At 63.2% G+C, this 16,504-nt stretch carries 15 protein-coding genes and 1 pseudogene; 9 read left to right on the top strand and 7 right to left on the bottom strand.

The genetic code is table 11. The annotated features are described in order from the left end of the window. Window positions 1-641 (bottom strand): methyl-accepting chemotaxis protein (locus VF672_RS24670; protein ID WP_414705621.1); only part of this gene is annotated, 641 nt, incomplete at its 3' end. A 201-nt stretch (window positions 642-842) separates the two neighbouring features. Further along, window positions 843-1,562 (bottom strand): annotated as a pseudogene (locus VF672_RS24665) (MCP four helix bundle domain-containing protein); the annotation flags it as partial. Window positions 1,563-1,786: 224 nt separating this feature from the next. Between VF672_RS24665 and VF672_RS16605 the strand changes: the two are divergent. From VF672_RS16605 to VF672_RS16595, 3 genes are all read left to right on the top strand, one after another. Beyond that, the gene (locus tag VF672_RS16605; RefSeq protein ID WP_331105656.1) at window positions 1,787-2,275 is read left to right on the top strand and encodes a GFA family protein; all 489 of its coding nucleotides are present in this window, start codon (window positions 1,787-1,789) and stop codon (window positions 2,273-2,275) included. Between the two features lie 189 nt (window positions 2,276-2,464). Beyond that, the gene (locus tag VF672_RS16600; protein ID WP_331105655.1) at window positions 2,465-4,012 is read left to right on the top strand and encodes an FAD-dependent oxidoreductase; all 1,548 of its coding nucleotides are present in this window, start codon (window positions 2,465-2,467) and stop codon (window positions 4,010-4,012) included. A 47-nt stretch (window positions 4,013-4,059) separates the two neighbouring features. Continuing rightward, the gene (locus VF672_RS16595; protein ID WP_331105654.1) at window positions 4,060-4,212 is read left to right on the top strand and encodes a hypothetical protein; all 153 of its coding nucleotides are present in this window, start codon (window positions 4,060-4,062) and stop codon (window positions 4,210-4,212) included. A gap of 17 nt (window positions 4,213-4,229) precedes the next feature. Here the strand turns inward: VF672_RS16595 and VF672_RS16590 are convergent, their stop codons facing one another. Beyond that, window positions 4,230-5,327: an MBL fold metallo-hydrolase gene (locus tag VF672_RS16590; RefSeq protein ID WP_331105653.1), complete on the bottom strand. Its 1,098-nt coding sequence runs from the start codon at window positions 5,325-5,327 to the stop codon at window positions 4,230-4,232. A gap of 235 nt (window positions 5,328-5,562) precedes the next feature. Between VF672_RS16590 and VF672_RS16585 the strand changes: the two genes are divergently transcribed. Continuing rightward, the gene (locus tag VF672_RS16585) at window positions 5,563-6,192 is read left to right on the top strand and encodes a TetR/AcrR family transcriptional regulator (RefSeq protein WP_331105652.1); all 630 of its coding nucleotides are present in this window, start codon (window positions 5,563-5,565) and stop codon (window positions 6,190-6,192) included. A gap of 9 nt (window positions 6,193-6,201) precedes the next feature. Here VF672_RS16585 and VF672_RS16580 read toward each other — a convergent pair whose 3' ends face one another. Then, window positions 6,202-6,882 carry a DJ-1/PfpI family protein gene (locus tag VF672_RS16580; protein WP_331105651.1) on the bottom strand — a complete coding sequence of 227 codons (681 nt, stop codon included), beginning with the start codon at window positions 6,880-6,882 and terminating at the stop codon, window positions 6,202-6,204. Between the two features lie 163 nt (window positions 6,883-7,045). Between VF672_RS16580 and VF672_RS16575 the strand changes: the two genes are divergently transcribed. The 4 genes from VF672_RS16575 to VF672_RS16560 all read left to right on the top strand — a co-directional run bounded on the left by VF672_RS16575 (window position 7,046) and on the right by VF672_RS16560 (window position 12,234). Then, on the top strand, window positions 7,046-8,026 hold the full coding sequence (locus VF672_RS16575; RefSeq protein WP_331105650.1) for a GlxA family transcriptional regulator: 981 nt from the start codon (window positions 7,046-7,048) through the stop codon (window positions 8,024-8,026). A gap of 527 nt (window positions 8,027-8,553) precedes the next feature. Beyond that, window positions 8,554-9,903 carry a gluconate:H+ symporter gene (locus tag VF672_RS16570; RefSeq protein WP_331105649.1) on the top strand — a complete coding sequence of 450 codons (1,350 nt, stop codon included), beginning with the start codon at window positions 8,554-8,556 and terminating at the stop codon, window positions 9,901-9,903. Continuing rightward, window positions 9,904-10,764 (top strand): MurR/RpiR family transcriptional regulator, encoded by an 861-nt coding sequence (locus VF672_RS16565; protein WP_331105648.1) that lies wholly within the window; start codon window positions 9,904-9,906, stop codon window positions 10,762-10,764. Between the two features lie 3 nt (window positions 10,765-10,767). Then, window positions 10,768-12,234 carry a D-aminoacylase gene (locus VF672_RS16560; RefSeq protein WP_331105647.1) on the top strand — a complete coding sequence of 489 codons (1,467 nt, stop codon included), beginning with the start codon at window positions 10,768-10,770 and terminating at the stop codon, window positions 12,232-12,234. A 191-nt stretch (window positions 12,235-12,425) separates the two neighbouring features. On the opposite strand, the gene fahA is transcribed toward VF672_RS16560, so the two are convergent. Further along, window positions 12,426-13,724 (bottom strand): fumarylacetoacetase, encoded by a 1,299-nt coding sequence (gene fahA, locus VF672_RS16555; protein ID WP_331105646.1) that lies wholly within the window; start codon window positions 13,722-13,724, stop codon window positions 12,426-12,428. Further along, window positions 13,721-15,037 (bottom strand): homogentisate 1,2-dioxygenase, encoded by a 1,317-nt coding sequence (hmgA, locus tag VF672_RS16550; protein WP_331105645.1) that lies wholly within the window; start codon window positions 15,035-15,037, stop codon window positions 13,721-13,723. The genes fahA and hmgA overlap by 4 nt, the downstream gene beginning before the upstream one ends. A gap of 121 nt (window positions 15,038-15,158) precedes the next feature. Between hmgA and VF672_RS16545 the strand changes: the two genes are divergently transcribed. Then, window positions 15,159-15,953, top strand: coding sequence for an IclR family transcriptional regulator (locus tag VF672_RS16545; protein WP_331105644.1), 795 nt, complete (start codon window positions 15,159-15,161; stop codon window positions 15,951-15,953). Window positions 15,954-16,145: 192 nt separating this feature from the next. Here VF672_RS16545 and VF672_RS16540 read toward each other — a convergent pair. After that, on the bottom strand, window positions 16,146-16,504 hold a 359-nt coding region (locus VF672_RS16540), incomplete at its 5' end, for a VOC family protein (protein ID WP_331105643.1).

Here is a 16,504-nt window from a genome sequence, read left to right as displayed (position 1 = left end):
GAGGCGCTGATCTGGTTGGCGCCCGACGAGGACTGCATCGACAGGTCACGGATGTTGACGATGTTGCGATCCACTTCCCTGGCCACTTGCGCCTGCTCTTCGGCGGCGCTGGCGATGACCAGGTTGCGCTCGGAAATCTCGTTGATCGACGTGGTGATCCGGCTCAGGGATTCACCTGCCCCTTGCGCCAGCCCCAGGGTTTCGGTGGCGCGGGAGCGGCTGACCGACATGGATTCCAGGGCCTCGGTGGAACCGCTACGCATGGTCGAGACCATCTTGTCGATTTCCAGGGTCGACTGCTGCGTGCGGTGCGCCAGGGCCCGCACTTCATCGGCAACCACGGCAAAGCCGCGTCCGGACTCACCTGCCCGTGCGGCCTCGATGGCGGCGTTGAGTGCCAGCAAGTTGGTCTGCTCGGCGATGGACCGAATCACGTCCAGCACCTTGCCGATGTCCTTGGACTGGTCGGCGAGGTTTTGCACCAGGTCCGAGGTGTGCTGCACATTGCCGGACAGCGTCTGGATCGAGTCGACAGTATCGATGACGCGGCGCTGGCCGTCCTGGGCCGCCGTGTTCGATTCGCTGGACGCCTGGGAGGTCGACACCGCGTTGCGCGCGACTTCTTCGACCGCCGAGGTCATCTGGTTGACCGCCGTGGCGGCCTGTTCGATTTCGGCGTTCTGCTGGTGCAGGCCACGATGGCTGTCTTCGGTCACCGAATTCAGCTCGGTGGCGGCCGACGCCAGTTGGCTGGCCGAATTGCCGATCAGGCTCAGGGTCGAGCGCAGGTTGTTCTGCATCTGCTGCAACGCGCCCTGCAACCGCGTGACTTCGTCGTTGCCTTCAACGCGAATATCGTGGGTCAGATCGCCCTTGGCGACGTATTCAGCCGCATCAACCGCTTCCTGCAGCGGCCGAACGATGCTGCGGGTCAACCACACCGCCAGCACCACCGTTGCCAGCGCCGCGATCAGCACGAACACCAGCACCACGTTTCGGGACTGGCCGTATTGGGCCTCGGCGGCAGCGCCTTCGAGTTCGACCTGATGGGAATAGAAATCGCCCAGATCACCCAGCTGAGCGCCGGAGCTGTCGACGGCGGTTTTCATGTCCACCAGCAGCAGCTTGTTCAGCGCCGCGAGCTCACCGCTTTCGGCGAGCACGAAGGACTGCGTCAAACCGCGCTGATAATCGGCCAGGGTCGCACGGAATTTGTCGTACAGCGCCTTCTCTTGCGGGGTGTCGATGAAGGCATCGAGGCTCGCGAGTTTTTCACCAAGGACCTTCGAACGCGCGTCCATTTGTCCTTTGTAAACGCCGACGTTCTTTGGATCGGTGTCGAGGGCCACGCGCAGGGAAATGGTGCGGATGCGCAGCATGGCCTCACGGATGTCGTTGACCAGACGCATGCTTGGCATCCAGTTGCTTTCGACCGCCACTTCGCTCTGGCGAATGGTCGACATCTGGCTCAGGGCAAACCAGCCAAGCAACGCGACTAACAGGGAAATCAGGGTAAAGCCAAGGCCGGCGCGGCGGGCGATGGTCAGGTTGCGTAAGCTCATAGCGGTCGGCTCGTTGTTATAGGGGCGGAGGCACTGAAGGCGGGACGGTCGGATGCATGGCGACGAAAGTCGTCATACCACTCCCGCTTATCGACGTTGCCGCACGCTTCTTGAGCCGCCTCTCCAGGAAGAATCCGAACGCCCGTTCGATAAAACTTCGAACGCCGCCAGCTTGAGCGGTCTAGACACTTAAGCCCGATACTGCGTTTAAACGGAGGTGACTCATGCATCTGGAAGGTTCCTGCCACTGCGGCGCCGTCGAATTCAGCCTGACGAGCGCGCACCCCTACCCTTATCAACGCTGCTACTGCTCGATTTGCCGTAAAACCCAAGGCGGCGGCGGTTACTCGATCAACCTGGGCGGTGACGCGAAGAGCCTCAACGTCAAAGGCAAAGACAGCATCGCCGTCTACCACGCGAAGATGCGCGACGACGCCCATCACGAGACCCGCACCAGCAGCGCAGAACGGCACTTCTGCAAACTCTGCGGCAGCGGGCTCTGGCTGTTCAGTCCCGAATGGCCGGAGCTGATTCACCCTTTTGCATCGGCCATCGATACCCCATTGCCGACACCGCCAGAGCACACGCACCTGCTGCTCAATTCCAAAGCATCGTGGGTCGAAGTGGCCGCAGGGCCGAACGACCAGCAATTCGAGGCGTTTCCCGACGAGTCCATAGCCGATTGGCACGAGCGGCTAGGGCTGACTCGATGAATCGCGCTCGGTGAATCAGGCTCGATGAAGCGGGGGCGACGCGAGGATCAGGGTGTCGAACGCCTCAGCGGGCCTGGAAGTGCAGGTGCGCCCATCTAACCTGACGAATAATTACCTGAACCTCTTCCTTGACGGCCGACTCCCAACAAAAAGCCCACGCGCTCAATAAAAGCCTATGAGGAACTGCACATGCCCCTGCATCGAGTCGCCAACCTGACGGAGCTTCATCGGGACCGCGGTCTTCAGGTCGAGTTTGGCGAAACCAAGGCGCTGCTGGTTCTGGACGGCGACGATGTCCATGCGTTTCAAGCCTTCTGCCCCCATGCCGGTGCCCCTTTGGCAGACGGCGCCATCTGCAATGGCCACCTGATCTGCCCCTGGCACAAGGCAGAATTTTCAATCGACGACGGCCACCTCTGCGAACCGCCGGCGCTGGATGCGCTCACCCGTTACCCCGTGCAGGTCATCGACGGTCATGTGCATGTCGACGATCTGCAGATGACGGCTCACACCCCGACGCGGGCCGAGGATACCCGCCGTTTCGTCATCATCGGCGCCGGCGCAGCGGGTACCGCCGCAGCCTGTGCGTTAAGGGAAAAAGGCTTCAACGGCGAAGTGTTGCTGATCGACAGAGAAGCTGCACCCGGCTACGACCGCACCGCGTTGAGCAAATTTGTACTGTCTGCCGACATGCCAGCAGACGAGGTCCCTGCTTTGCGCGATGACGCCTTTTACCTGAATAACCACATCCAGCGCATTCACGGCGAAGTCATGAAGCTGGACGCCGTCAATAAACGCGTGACCCTGGCGGACGGACGCCGCTTTGACTATGACGCAGCGCTGGTGACCACCGGCGGCGAACCCCGGGCGCTGTCCCTGGCGGGGGCGGATCTGCCGCAAGTGCTGACACTGCGCAGCCGTGACGACGCCAGTCGGATTCTCGCGGCGGTGCGCCCCGGCGGCCATGCGCTGATTGTCGGCGACAGTTTTATTGGACTGGAAGCGGCCTCTGCGTTGCGCACACAGGGCGTGGCCGTCACCGTCCTTGCTCACCACGAGGTGCCGTTTGCCGGCCAGTTGGGTGAGCGCATCGGCAAAGCGCTGCGTACGCTGCATGAGCAAAATGGCGTGCTGTTCAGGACCCATGTTGACATCAGCCGTTTTGAAGGCGCTGAAGAGAATGGGAGTCAGGTGCTGAAAACGGCGGTGCTCGGCAATGGCGAACGAGTGCCGGTGGATCTGGCACTGGTCGGCGTCGGCGTAAACCCGGTGACGCATTTCATCGACGGGATTCATCTGGAGGACGACGGCTCGATGAGCGTCGATGATGGCATGCGCGCGGGGAAGGATCTGTGGGCGGCGGGCGATATCGCCACCTTCCCGCTCAACCATCATCCGCGCCGCATCGAGCACTGGCGGCTCGCCCAGCAGCAGGCGCGCATCGCGGCAGGCAACATGCTCGGCGAAGGCCGCCATTACACCGATATCCCGTATTTCCGGACGTATCACTTTGAAAAGCGTCTGGACTGTCTCGGGCACGCCGAAGACTGGGACGACATCGTGTACCTCGGCGAGCCGGAGCGCTTTGATTTCCTCGCGCTTATCTGCAAACAGGGCGTCGTGGCGGCCGTGGTGAGCTGCGAGCGTGAACGGCCCACGGCCATGCTCGCCGAACGAATGAAACAACCGTTGTTCAAAGACGAAGCGCTGATGCTGATCAATCAAATCGCGTCCTGAGCACGCCCCTTGCGACTGCCATTTCAACCCGGACACCGGAGAACACCATGCCTAAAGAATCGACACGCGAAGACCTTGACCACAAACCTGAGAACGCAGGCAAGGTGGGCGAGGAGCACAAGGAGGCCAATCAGAGCGGCGAGCAACAGCGGCCACCGGAGTCCGAGTCTCCGGCCGATCCTACTCACGACAAACCCTGATCCGGCCGTTGTCGGCTTTATCCGCGGCTGGCGGCTTGGGGACGAGCGTCCCGCTGCTTTGATCGGCAGCCGGTGGCGGGCTCGACCGCCTTGTCGACTTTCAGCCACCACGCCTCGCACCGGCTGGGGTACTGCACATAGAACGGCTGGCCCATCTCCGGGGTGGTGATGGAAATGCTGCGCTCCCACGCCAGGGCGAGAATGCGGTCGAACGGCTCATGCCAGGCATGCATCGCCAGATCAAAGGTGCCGTTGTGAATCGGCAGCAGCCACTTGCCGCGCAGGTCGATGTGCGCTTGCAGGGTTTCTTCGGGTTGCATGTGCACGTCCGGCCAGTCAACGTTGTAGGCACCTGTTTCCATCAAGGTAAGGTCGAACGGGCCGTACTGTTCGCCGATCAACTTGAAGCCGTCGTGATAGCCGGTGTCACCGCTGAAAAAGATTCGCTGCTCGCCATCGAGCATCACCCATGACGCCCACAGCGTCTGGTTGCCGTCACGCAGCGTACGACCCGAGAAGTGCTGCGCCGGCGTCGCCACAAAGCGAATGCCGTGAACGTCCGTTGACTGCCACCAGTTCAATTGTTGAACCTTGGCAGCGGGCACGCCCCACTCGATCAAGGTGTCCCCCACGCCCAGCGGCGTAATGAAGTGCTCGGCCTTGTCCTTGAGCACTTCAATGGTCATGTGGTCGAGGTGGTCATAATGGTTGTGGGAGAGAATGACGGCCTTGAGTGGCGGCAGGTCCGCGAGGCTGATCGGCGGCTGGTGGAAGCGCTGCGGTCCGGCCCATTGCACCGGCGAGGCACGCTCGGCAAACACCGGGTCGGTCAGAAAGTACGCACCGCGCAGCTTCAGCAACACAGTGGAATGCCCGAGCCGGTACACCGTGTTGTCGGGGGCTGCGAGCAATTGTTGACGCGACAGCGGCTGAACCGGGATCTCTCCGGCAGGACGGGTGTGGTGGGGCTTGTTGAACAGGGCGTTCCAGAAAATGCGCAGGGTTTTGCCGACGCTTGAGCGCGCCATGGGCTTGAAATTGGAGTAGCGACCCTCGCGACGAGTCAGGACGGGCAACGCGCGAGGGGTATCCGGGTTTTTTTCGATCGAGGCCATGAGGGTGCTGACTCCATGAAACGGGTAAAGGTGGCGCTGCGCGAGCTGCGAGCTGCGAGAGCATGCCGGGCGCCTGAAGCTTAGACTTGAAGCTTGAATCCTGTCGCTCCTGGCCGGTCTTACACTACACAGTGTAGTTTCAAGCTTGCACGATGCGCAAAGGGAAGTAAACTGCCCGGTGTAATTTTCTTGCCGGGAGACTTCGTCGCCCGCTTCATCTCACAGAAGTGAACCCATGACTGCCCCACTGCGACTGACCGACCGTAAACGCGAAGCCATTGTTCAGGCGGCGATTGCCGAATTCCGCGATAACGGTTTCGAGGTCACGAGCATGGACCGCATCGCTGCCCGGGCGGAGGTCTCCAAGCGTACGGTCTATAACCATTTCCCCAGCAAGGCAGAGCTGTTCTCCGAGATGCTTCAGCGCTTATGGTCTATCGCAGCCACCCAGGCCGATGCCACCTACAAACCCGGCGTTCCCCTGCGTGATCAACTGCGCGAGCTGTTCGACGCCAAGATGGAGACCCTCGGCGACAGCAATTTTATCGACCTGGCGCGGGTGGCCATCGGCGCGACAATTCATTCCCCTGAGCGCGCGCAGACGTGGGTCAGCCGCCTCAATCAGCGCGAAGAGACCTTCACCGTCTGGGTGCGCGGTGCCCAGCAGGACGGCCGCCTGAAGGCCGTCGAAGCGGGATTTGCCGCCTCGCAAATCCATGCGTTGCTCAAGGCCTTCGCCTTCTGGCCTCAAGTCACCCTGAACGAACCGCTGCTCGCGCCCGACAAACAGCGCGAGGTGGTGGAGTCGGCCCTCGACCTCTTCCTGTGCTGGTATGAAATCCCGCTGGACAAGACGTCGGCCTGATCCGGCCGGTCAAGCCATAGCCGCTGTGACGCGCTCGACAATCTGCCGCCGCGCGAGCAATCCGGGCATGGCGCGGTCGGTGGCGATGGCCAGGACATTCGACGGTGCAGTGTCCGGGCGGCCGGAATCGTAGGGCGGTGCCGGCGCGTATTCCAGTTGCAGCTGAATCGTGCGGGAGGTGTCGGCATCGAAGACTTCGCTGATCAGCGTGAGCGCAAAGTCGATCCCGGCCGTGACGCCGCCGCCGGTCATCAGGTTGCCGTCGCGCACCACGCGCTCGCTGACCGGGATCGCGCCAAACTGCTCCAGCAGCGAATGAGACGCCCAATGGGTGGTGGCGCGGCGGCCTTTCAACAGCCCTGCGGCGCCCAGCACCAGTGCGCCGGTGCAGACCGAGGTCACGTATTGCGCGGTCGCCGCCTGATGCCGGATGAACGCCAGGGTTTGCGCATCTTCCATCAAGGCATCGACCCCGACCCCGCCCGGCACGCAAATGACGTCGAGGTCCACGCAGTCGTCGAAGGTGACGGTCGGCACCAGCGTCAGGCCCGTGCTGGACAGCAGCGGATCAAGGTTCTTCCAGACCAGGTGCACGACCACGCCGGGCATGGTGGCGAAAACATCAAAGGGACCGGTCAGGTCAAGTTGCTGGACCTTAGGGAAAACCAGCAGGCCGATATGCAGGGTCATGGTGCGTTCCTTGTGTTCAAAAACATGAGTCGTTGTGAATGAGCAAGCCGTGCGGCCGAGTCGAACCACTACGGTGACTGGACGAATTGACTGTAACGATCTAGCCTCTGGCGGATACGCCATAAAGGCGACAATTCACGCCAATTTTCGCACCGAGGCCGCCATGTCCCATCAGCCCAAGCCGGTTCACGTCCTGGCCTTCCCCAATGTCCAATTGCTGGACATCGCCGGGCCCTTGCAGGTGTTCGCCTCGGCCAATGCCATGGCCCATGACGCCGGTTTGAAAACACCTTACCGGCCGGAGGTCATTGCCCGGGAGCCCGGCAGCGTGGCGTCTTCCGCCGGGCTCGGCCTGCTCACTCACCCGCTGCCGTCCCTGCCTTCGGACACGCTGATCATCGCCGGTGGCGGCGGCGTGCATTCCGCCCTGCTGGAGGCGCCGTTGGTGGATTGGGTGCGGACACAGGCCGCCAGCGCCCGGCGGGTGGCGTCGGTGTGTACCGGCGCCTTTCTGTTGGCGGCGGCAGGCGTGCTGGACGGCCACCGCGTGGTCACGCACTGGGACAGCTGCGATGAACTGGCGCGGCGCTTCCCGTTGTTGCGAGTAGACCCGGACCCGATTTTCATCAATGAAGGCAGCCTCTGGACCTCCGCCGGGGTGACCGCCGGGATTGATATGGCGTTGGCGATGGTGGAAGCGGACTTGGGCCGCGACATCGCGCTGGCCGTCGCCCGCGATCTGGTGGTGTTTCTCAAGCGCCCCGGCGGGCAATCGCAGTTCAGCACGGCGCTGTCGATGCAGCACCAGACCCGCGACCCGGGCAGCCGCTTCGGCGACCTGCACGCCTGGATCCTCGACAACCTCGCCAGCGATCTGTCCGTCGGCGTGCTGGCGGCGCAGGTCGGCATGAGCGAACGCAGTTTCGTGCGCCATTACCGCGCCTACACCGGAAACACGCCGGCGCGGGCCATCGAGCAGTTGCGTGTCGAAGCGGCAAGGCGGTTGCTCGGCGACAGCGCGCTGCCGATCAAGCGCATCGCCGACCGCTGCGGCTTCGGCACGGAAGAGACCTTGCGGCGCAGCTTCATGCGCGCGGTGTCGGTGACGCCCCAAGCGTATCGCGAGCGGTTCAGCGCGGGATGAATCCCTGATTTCAGTGGGACCGGCTTTAGCCGGGAAGAGGCCGCTTCAGGCGTTTGCAGCAAGCCGGCGCCCACGGACTGTTGATCACCGCGGATGTTACAGACTGACGAAACCACTGTAGGAGCCGGCTTGCTGGCGTAGGCGTCCGTCCATACGCATCGCCGTCAGCTGTTATGCCCGGTTCGCCAGCAAGCCGGCTCCTGCGGAATGCGCAGCGAGCAAAATACGAGGATAAGCGTGAAGAAATTAATTTTCATTAATTGATATTTTTATCCTGTTTCGTGTAATTTAATTTTCATCACGAAATCAGAGATAACAATAATGACTGCCTGTGATCGTCCCGCCCCTTGTTCTCTTTCGCCGTTGATGGCGCTTGCAACATCCACTGCCGAGATTGTTTTCACCGCCTGGCTGCGCACCGGTTAACGCCATTGCGCGGGTGAGTCCTGCTCTGTTCCAGCTCGACAGGCTCAGCCCCGCCGCCGCCCAAGCCCTGACCTTCCCTTTCTCAGCAAGGAATCTGTTGCATGCCTCCATCAACCGGCCTGTCTCTGTTGGTCTATGCCGCCGTCGCGATCATCGCCCTGATCGTGCTCATCGCGCGTTTTCGTCTCAATCCCTTCATCGTCATCACCCTGGTGTCCGTCGGCCTCGCGCTGGTGGCCGGCATGCCGGCCAATGCTGTTGTCGCGTCCTATGAGGGCGGCGTCGGCAAAACGCTGGGGCACATCGCGCTGGTGGTGGCGCTGGGCACCATGCTCGGGAAAATGATGGCGGAGTCCGGTGGTGCCGAGCAGGTGGCGCGCACCTTGATCGACCGCTTCGGCGAGCGCAACGCGCACTGGGCGATGGTCTGCATCGCGTTTCTGGTGGGGCTGCCGCTGTTTTTCGAAGTGGGCTTCGTGCTGCTGGTGCCCATCGCGTTCACCGTCGCGCGCCGGGTTGGCGTGTCGATTCTGATGGTCGGCCTGCCCATGGTCGCCGGCCTTTCGGTGGTACACGCGCTGGTGCCGCCGCACCCCGCGGCGATGTTGGCGGTGCAGGCCTATCAGGCCTCGGTCGGCCAGACCCTGTTCTACGCGATCCTGATCGGCATCCCCACCGCGATCATTGCCGGCCCGGTGTACGCGCGCTTTATCGTGCCGCATATTCATTTGCCCGACGAAAACCCGCTGGCCAAGCAGTTTCTCGACCGTGAACCGCGCGCGCAACTGCCAAGCTTTGGCATCACCATGGCGACCATTCTGCTGCCGGTGGTGCTGATGCTGCTGGGTGGCTGGGCCAACCTGATTGCCACCCCGGGCAGCGGTTTCAACAGCTTCCTGCTGTTCATCGGCAACTCGGTGATCGCGCTGCTGCTGGCCACGTTGCTAAGCTTCTGGACACTGGGCATCGCGCAGGGTTTTTCCCGCGATTCGATCCTGAAGTTCACCCAGGAGTGCCTGGCGCCAACGGCCAGCATCACATTGCTGGTGGGTGCGGGCGGCGGGCTGAACCGGATTCTCGTCGACAGCGGCGTGACCAACGAGATTGTCGGTCTGGCCCAGGATTTTCACCTGTCGCCCCTGCTGATGGGCTGGTTGTTCGCGGCACTGATGCGCATCGCCACGGGCTCTGCCACCGTGGCAATGACCACCGCGTCCGGCATCGTCGCCCCCGTGGCGCTGGGCCTGGGTTACCCCCACCCGGAGCTGCTGGTGCTGGCGACCGGCGCGGGTTCGGTGATCTTCTCCCACGTCAACGACGGCGGGTTCTGGCTGATCAAGGAGTACTTCAACATGACCGTGGCACAGACCTTTAAAACCTGGACGGTGCTGGAAACGCTGATTTCGGTGATCGCCTTTGTCCTGACCCTCGGGCTGGCGCAGGTGCTCTGAGTGGACATTCTTTACCAAATCCGCGCCCGGCAGGAGTCGTTCAGCGCTGGCGAAGGCCGTATCGCCAGACTGGTGCTCAGCGACGTCGCGTTTGCCGCCAGCGCTAGCCTCGACGACCTCGCCGCGCGCGCCGAGGTCAGCAGCGCCACCCTCTCGCGCTTCGCCCGCACGGTGGGCTGCAAGGACCTGCGCGACCTGCGCCTGCAACTGGCCCAGGCCAGCGCGGTGGGCAACCGTTTTCTCACGCCGGAACAGGCGCCGGAGCAGTCGGCGTTTTTCACGCAGATCGTCGGCGACATCGAATCCACCCTGCGCCAGCACCTGGCCGGTTTCGACGAGTCGCGCTTCATGGCGGCCGTGGCCCTGCTGGCGCCGGCGCGGATGATTCACAGCTTCGGCATGGGCGGCGCCTCCAGCCTGTGCAGCGAAGAGTTGCAGACCCGGCTGGTGCGCCTCGGTTACCCGATCGCCGCAAGCCGCGACCCGGTGATGATGCGCCTGATTGCCGCGACCCTGGGCCCCGAACACAGTGTGATCGTCTGTTCGCTGAGCGGGCGCCCTCCTGAACTGCTGGATGCGGTGGCGCTGGCACGCAGCTACGGCGCGAAGATTCTCGCCATCACCCTGCCCGACTCACCGCTGGCGGAGCTGGCCGATGTCCTGCTGCCCCTGCAGATCGCCGAAACCAATTTCATCTACAAACCCACGGCCGCACGCTACGGCATGCTACTGACCATCGATGTGCTGGCGACCGAACTTGCCCTGACCGCGCCCGACGCCAATCGCGAACGGCTGCGGCGGATCAAGCTGGCCCTGGATGACTATCGCGGCGGCGACGACGGCCTGCCGCTTGGAGACTGACCCATGCTTTACGACCTGATCATTCGCGACGCGCTGGTGATCGACGGCAGCGATACGCCGGGCTACCGCGCCGACGTGGCGATCCGCGAAGGGCGCATCCAGCGCATCGGCGACCTGCACGACGTCTCTGCCAGCGAAGAAATCAATGCCGCGGGCCGTGTGCTGGCGCCGGGTTTCATCGACGTGCACACCCACGACGACACCGTGGTGATTCGTCAGCCGGCGATGCTGCCGAAGATCACCCAGGGCGTGACCACGGTGATCGTCGGCAACTGCGGCATCAGCGCCTCACCCGTTTCGCTGGCGGGCGAGCCACCGGATCCGATGAATCTTCTGGGCCCCGCTGCCGCCTTCGCTTACCCGCGCTTTATCGATTACCGCAACGCGGTGGACGCGGCGCGCCCGGCGGTCAACGTTGCCGCGCTGATCGGCCACACCGCGCTGCGCAGCAATCACCTGGACGACCTGTTGCGAACTGCGCGGCCTGACGAGATCAGCGCCATGCGCGTGCAATTGCGCGACAGCCTGGCAGACGGCGCGCTGGGCCTGTCCACCGGTCTGGCCTATGCCTCGGCTTACTCGGCCGAAACCGACGAAGTCAAACAACTGGCCGAGGAGCTGACGGCGTTTGGGGCGGTGTACACGACGCACCTGCGCAGCGAATTCGAGCCGGTTCTGGAGGCCATGAACGAGGCGTTCGACATCGGCCGCCACGCAAGATCGCCGGTGGTGATTTCCCATTTGAAATGCGCGGGCGCCGGCAACTGGGGCCGTAGCCCGCAGCTGCTGGCGTCCCTGGAAAACGCCGCGCTGACCCACCCGGTCGGCTGCGACTGCTACCCCTACGCGGCCAGTTCGTCGACGCTGGATTTGAAACAGGTCACCGATGCGTTTCCCATCACTATCACCTGGTCGACGCCGCACCCGGATCAGGGCGGACGCGAGCTGAAAGACATCGCTGCCGACTGGGGCCTTTCGCTGGAGGACGCCGCGCGCCAACTGCAGCCGGCCGGCGCCGTGTACTACGGCATGGACGAAGCCGACGTGCAGCGGATCATGAAGCACCCGCTGTCGATGATCGGCTCGGACGGCCTGCCGGAAGACCCGTTCCCGCACCCGCGCCTGTGGGGTGCGTTTCCACGGGTGCTCGGGCATTTTAGTCGGGATCTGGGGCTGTTCCCGCTGCACACCGCTGTGCACAAGATGACCGGGCTGACCGCCCGGCGCTTCGGCTTGCAGGATCGCGGCTTCGTGCGCGAAGGCTGTTGGGCGGATCTGGTGTTGTTCAACGCCGAAACGGTGCGCGATGTGGCCGACTTCAAAGAGCCTAAACGCGCAGCCGAAGGTATCGACGCGGTCTGGGTCAACGGCCACTTGAGTTACGCTGAAGGCCAGCCGCAGGGGGAACGGCAAGGACGGTTCCTGCCGCGCAGTGGGTCGTTGGTGGGCGGGTTTGGATTACAGCGATGAGCCGAGACGCCGAAATCCCGGGGGCCTTGCACCTCCGGAAACCTCCGCGGACACAAATCCGTAGGAGCCGGCTTGCTGGCGAACGCACTGTGTCAGCCAACTTGTTTCGTGCTGAACCGCCGCATTCGCCAGCAAGCCGGCTCCTACAGTTCAAATCTGCCCCGCAATGACCCATCAAGCCGGGCCATGGATCAGCCCAGTACCACCCCACGGCATTCGCCAAACCCGATACTGACTTCACCGTCCTTGCGGCAGCGGGCTTTGAGGATCACTTCGTCGCCGGCTTCCAGAAACGTCCGCTTCTCACCGTTAGGCAACTCGACGGGGTGTTTTCCGCCCTCGGTCATTTCCAGCAGGCTGCCGAACTGACCGCTTTGCGGGCCCGACAGCGTGCCAGTACCGAACAGATCCCCCGCTTGCAGCTTGCAGCCGTTGACGCTGTGATGGGCCACCATCTGCGCGACGGTCCAGTACATGTTCAACGTGTTACTCAAGGCCAGCCGGTGCGGGGCGGCGCCCTGCGCTTTCATCTGCGCGGTGAGCAGCAGCACTTCCAGTTCGATGTCCAGTGCGCCGCCCGCTTGATCCTGCTCATCGAACAGATAGGCCATCGGCGCCGGGTCGCCTGCGGGACGCTGCGGTTGTGCGGCGCGAAAAGGTGCCAGCGCCTCGGCCGTGATCACCCAAGGCGAGATACTCGTCGCGAAACTCTTCGACAGAAACGGCCCCAGCGGCTGGTATTCCCAGGCTTGCACATCCCGGGCCGACCAGTCGTTCAACAGGCAGAAGCCGGCGATATGCTCGCCCGCCTTGCCGATGGCGACAGGCTCGCCCGCCTCGTTGCCCTGCCCTATCCAGACACCCACTTCCAGTTCGTAATCCAGGCGCTTGCTGGGTCCGAAATCCGGCGCCTCGGCGCCCGGCTTCAAGGTTTGCCCGCTGGGGCGTTTGACCGGCATGCCGGACACGCCCAGTGTCGACGCGCGCCCGTGGTACGCGATCGGCACGTATTTATAGTTGGGCAACAGCGGGTTGTCCGGGCGGAACAGTTTGCCGACGTTCATTGCGTGGTGAATGCCGACATAGAAATCGGTGTAGTCGCCCACCTGCGCGGGCATGTGCATCTGGCAGTCGGCCATCGGCACCAGCAGACGGTCGCCCATGGCCTGCAAGCGCTCACGCTGCAGGTTTTTCTCGTCGAGCAGGTGGAGCAATTCGTGGCGCAGCGCCTGGCGGGACGAACCACCCAGGGCGAAAAATTCGTTCAACTGCCCTCGGCTGGCGGCTTCCACGGCAACCCGCGCAGCGCCATTGAACAGGCTGGCCTCAAGGGCCGTCTGCAGGTCCAGAATGAAATCGCCGATGGCGACGCCGCCTCGTTTGCCAAAGCCGGGGCGGCTAAAGACGCCCAGCGGCAGGTTTTGCAGGGGGAAGTCGGGGTGGTCGTTGGCGCTGGCGACCCAGCTGCGCGCGGGCTGTGAGGTGCTCATCGTTGGCTGTCCGTGTCGAAAGGCTTGAACGTTCTGGCAATACCATCCCAGCAGGCGTCGTAGTCGCTTTGCAGCTGAGGGCACTCCAGCGCCTGATAACTGGGGCGCAAGACCTTGCCGGTCTCGAACATGAAGGCCATGGTCTGTTCGATCTTGTGCGGCTTGAGCTCGGCAGCGATGGCCTTCTCGGCGCTGGCATTGTCCGGGCCATGGGCGCTCATGCAATTGTGCAGCGACGCGCCGCCGGGCATGAAGCCTGCAGCCTTGGCGTCATACGCGCCGTCGATGAGGCCCATGAATTCGTTCATCAGGTTGCGGTGGAACCAGGGCGGGCGGAAGGTGTTTTCCGCCACCATCCAGCGCGGCGGAAAGATCACGAAATCGATATTCGCCTGGCCCGCCACCGCGCTCGGCGACGTCAGCACGGTGAAGATCGACGGATCGGGATGGTCGTAACTCACGGTGCCGAGGGTGTTGAACAGGCGCAGGTCATATTTGTACGGAACATGGTTGCCGTGCCACGCGACGACGTCGAAGGGAGAATGCTCCAGCGAGGTCGCCCACAATTCGCCGAGGAATTTTTGCACCAGCACGCAGGGCTGCACGCTGTCTTCAAAATGCGCATGGGGCACCTGAAAGTCCCGCGGGTTGGCCAACCCGTTGCTGCCGACCGGCCCCAAGTCCGGCAGCCGCAGGGCACAACCGTGGTTCTCGCAGATGTAGCCCCGCGCTGCGCCGTCGCGCAGTTCAACGCTGAACTTCAGTCCTCGCGGCAATACCACGATCTCTTGCGGTTCTACGTCGAGCAGGCCCAGTTCGGTGGTGATGCGCAACCGGCCCTGCTGGGGAACGATCAGCCACTCGCCGTCGGCGTTGAAAAACGCCCGCTGCATGGAGCGGTTGGCGGTGTAAACGTAAACGCTCACGCCCTCGGCCTGTTCGGCAGACGAAGTGCTGGCCAGGGCGTGCAGGCCATCGATGAAGTCGGTGGGCTCGCCGGGGATGTCGAAGGCATTCCAGCGCAATCGGTTGGGGGTGACGGGGCCTTGCTGCTGACCGGTGATCTGGCGTTCAAGTCGCTGAAAACGGGGATGCGCGGCAGACGGTTGGATGCGGTAGAGCCAGGTGCGTCGGGTTTCGGCGCGAGGGACGGTGAACGCGGTCCCGGAGAATTGCTCGGCGTAGAGACCCAGCGGATGACGCTGCGGCGAGTTCTGTCCGTGGGGCAAACCGCCGGGCAGTGCCTCGCTGCTGAATTCGTTGCCGAAGCCGCGCTGATAGCGCAGGGCGTGGGGCTGGGGTGCTGTCGACATGACGACCTCTTGTTATCGTTGTCTTGCTGCAGTTCGTAAACCGCTTACGCATAACGTAATTTGAGTTTGCAGAGGGGTCAAGCTATAAAGCAGCCTTTCCAGACCGGGCGCCTCTTTCCCCATGACCGACGATTCCACCCCCGCCACCGTGCCACGCCAGCAGAAAGTCCAGTCGGCAGAAGTCGGTGTCGGCATCCTCAAGGCGCTGGCCGAACTGGCGCCGGCCACCTCGCTGTCGAAACTCGCCGAATACGTCGACATGCCCGCGAGCAAGGTGCATCGCTACTTGCAAGCCTTGGTGGACAGCGGTTTCGCCGAGCAGGACCCGTCCAGCAATCACTACCGATTGGGGCGTTCGGCATTGCAAGTGGGCCTTGCTGCGTTGAATCAACTGGATGTGCTGAAGACCTCCGCGCCGGCGTTGGTCGCGCTGCGCGACGAACTCAACGAAACCTGCTTCCTCGCGGTGTGGGGCAACAAGGGTCCGACGGTGGTATACGTCGAGCAGTCGTTGGGGGCGGTCACGCTGGTGACACAGATAGGCTCGGTGCTGCCGCTGCTCAGTTCCTCGACCGGGCTGGTGTTCGACAGCTTTCTGTCGCCGACCGAAACCGCTGCGCTGAGAGCATCGGAATCAGCCGCGTTGAGCGCGGCGCAGTTGAAGGAGATCGACCGGCACGTCCGCGAGATTCGCAGCACCGGGGTGCATCAGATCCATGGCCTGCTGATGGCCGGTGTCAACGCCGTGTCGTCGCCGGTGTTCGCCATGGGCCACAAGCTGGTGGGCGTGGTGACGGTAGTGGGTTCGGCATCGGTGTTCACCGATCAGCGCCAGGCCGCGGCTGCGCAGAAACTGCGGCAGACGGCGCAGGCCATCAGCGAGCGGATGGGTGGGGAGATGCCGCAGCTGGTGTGAGTGTTTTTGTCATGACTGGCCTTTGGCGACAGGCCGCTCCCGCAGATCCGGCCCTGTGGATGACCCGACAAGAACGCAGGTCTGTAGGAGCCGGCTTGCTGGCGAACGCATTTTATCTCGCGCCGCCAGGGAGAAGAGTCTACCGGGTTCCCCAGCAAGCCGGCTCCTACAAAGCGTGTATCGAACTCAGCCTCACTCCACCGTCAACACGCCCCGCCGCACTTGATCGCGCTCGATCGATTCAAACAGCGCCTTGAAGTTGCCCTCGCCGAAACCATCGTCGCCCTTGCGCTGGATGAATTCGAAGAACACCGGGCCCATCAGGGTTTCCGAGAAGATCTGCAGCAGCAGACGCTGGCTGCCGCCTTCGGAATTGCCGTCCAGCAAGATGCCCCTCGCCTTCAGTTCACGCTCCGGTTCGCCGTGGTTGGGCAGGCGGCCTTCGAGCATTTCGTAATACGTGTCAGGCGGCGGGGTCATGAAGCGCATGCCCAGCGCCTTCAGACGATCCCAGGTGTCGATGAGGTTTTCAGTGAAGAACGCGACGTGCT

Origin of the sequence: Pseudomonas sp., from assembly GCF_036387035.1 — a bacterium.
Lineage (GTDB): Bacteria > Pseudomonadota > Gammaproteobacteria > Pseudomonadales > Pseudomonadaceae > Aquipseudomonas.
This window is presented reverse-complemented; position numbering and strand designations above follow the sequence as displayed.

Coding starts and splice junctions, on each gene's coding strand:
- VF672_RS16575 (WP_331105650.1), top strand. CDS start 7,046: ATGTCCCATCAGCCCAAGCCGGTTCACGTCCTGGCCTTCCCCAATGTC.
- VF672_RS16580 (WP_331105651.1), bottom strand. CDS start 6,882: ATGACCCTGCATATCGGCCTGCTGGTTTTCCCTAAGGTCCAGCAACTT.
- hmgA (WP_331105645.1), bottom strand. CDS start 15,037: ATGTCGACAGCACCCCAGCCCCACGCCCTGCGCTATCAGCGCGGCTTC.
- fahA (WP_331105646.1), bottom strand. CDS start 13,724: ATGAGCACCTCACAGCCCGCGCGCAGCTGGGTCGCCAGCGCCAACGAC.
- VF672_RS16605 (WP_331105656.1), top strand. CDS start 1,787: ATGCATCTGGAAGGTTCCTGCCACTGCGGCGCCGTCGAATTCAGCCTG.
- VF672_RS16570 (WP_331105649.1), top strand. CDS start 8,554: ATGCCTCCATCAACCGGCCTGTCTCTGTTGGTCTATGCCGCCGTCGCG.
- VF672_RS16560 (WP_331105647.1), top strand. CDS start 10,768: ATGCTTTACGACCTGATCATTCGCGACGCGCTGGTGATCGACGGCAGC.
- VF672_RS16600 (WP_331105655.1), top strand. CDS start 2,465: ATGCCCCTGCATCGAGTCGCCAACCTGACGGAGCTTCATCGGGACCGC.
- VF672_RS16545 (WP_331105644.1), top strand. CDS start 15,159: ATGACCGACGATTCCACCCCCGCCACCGTGCCACGCCAGCAGAAAGTC.
- VF672_RS16585 (WP_331105652.1), top strand. CDS start 5,563: ATGACTGCCCCACTGCGACTGACCGACCGTAAACGCGAAGCCATTGTT.
- VF672_RS16590 (WP_331105653.1), bottom strand. CDS start 5,327: ATGGCCTCGATCGAAAAAAACCCGGATACCCCTCGCGCGTTGCCCGTC.
- VF672_RS16595 (WP_331105654.1), top strand. CDS start 4,060: ATGCCTAAAGAATCGACACGCGAAGACCTTGACCACAAACCTGAGAAC.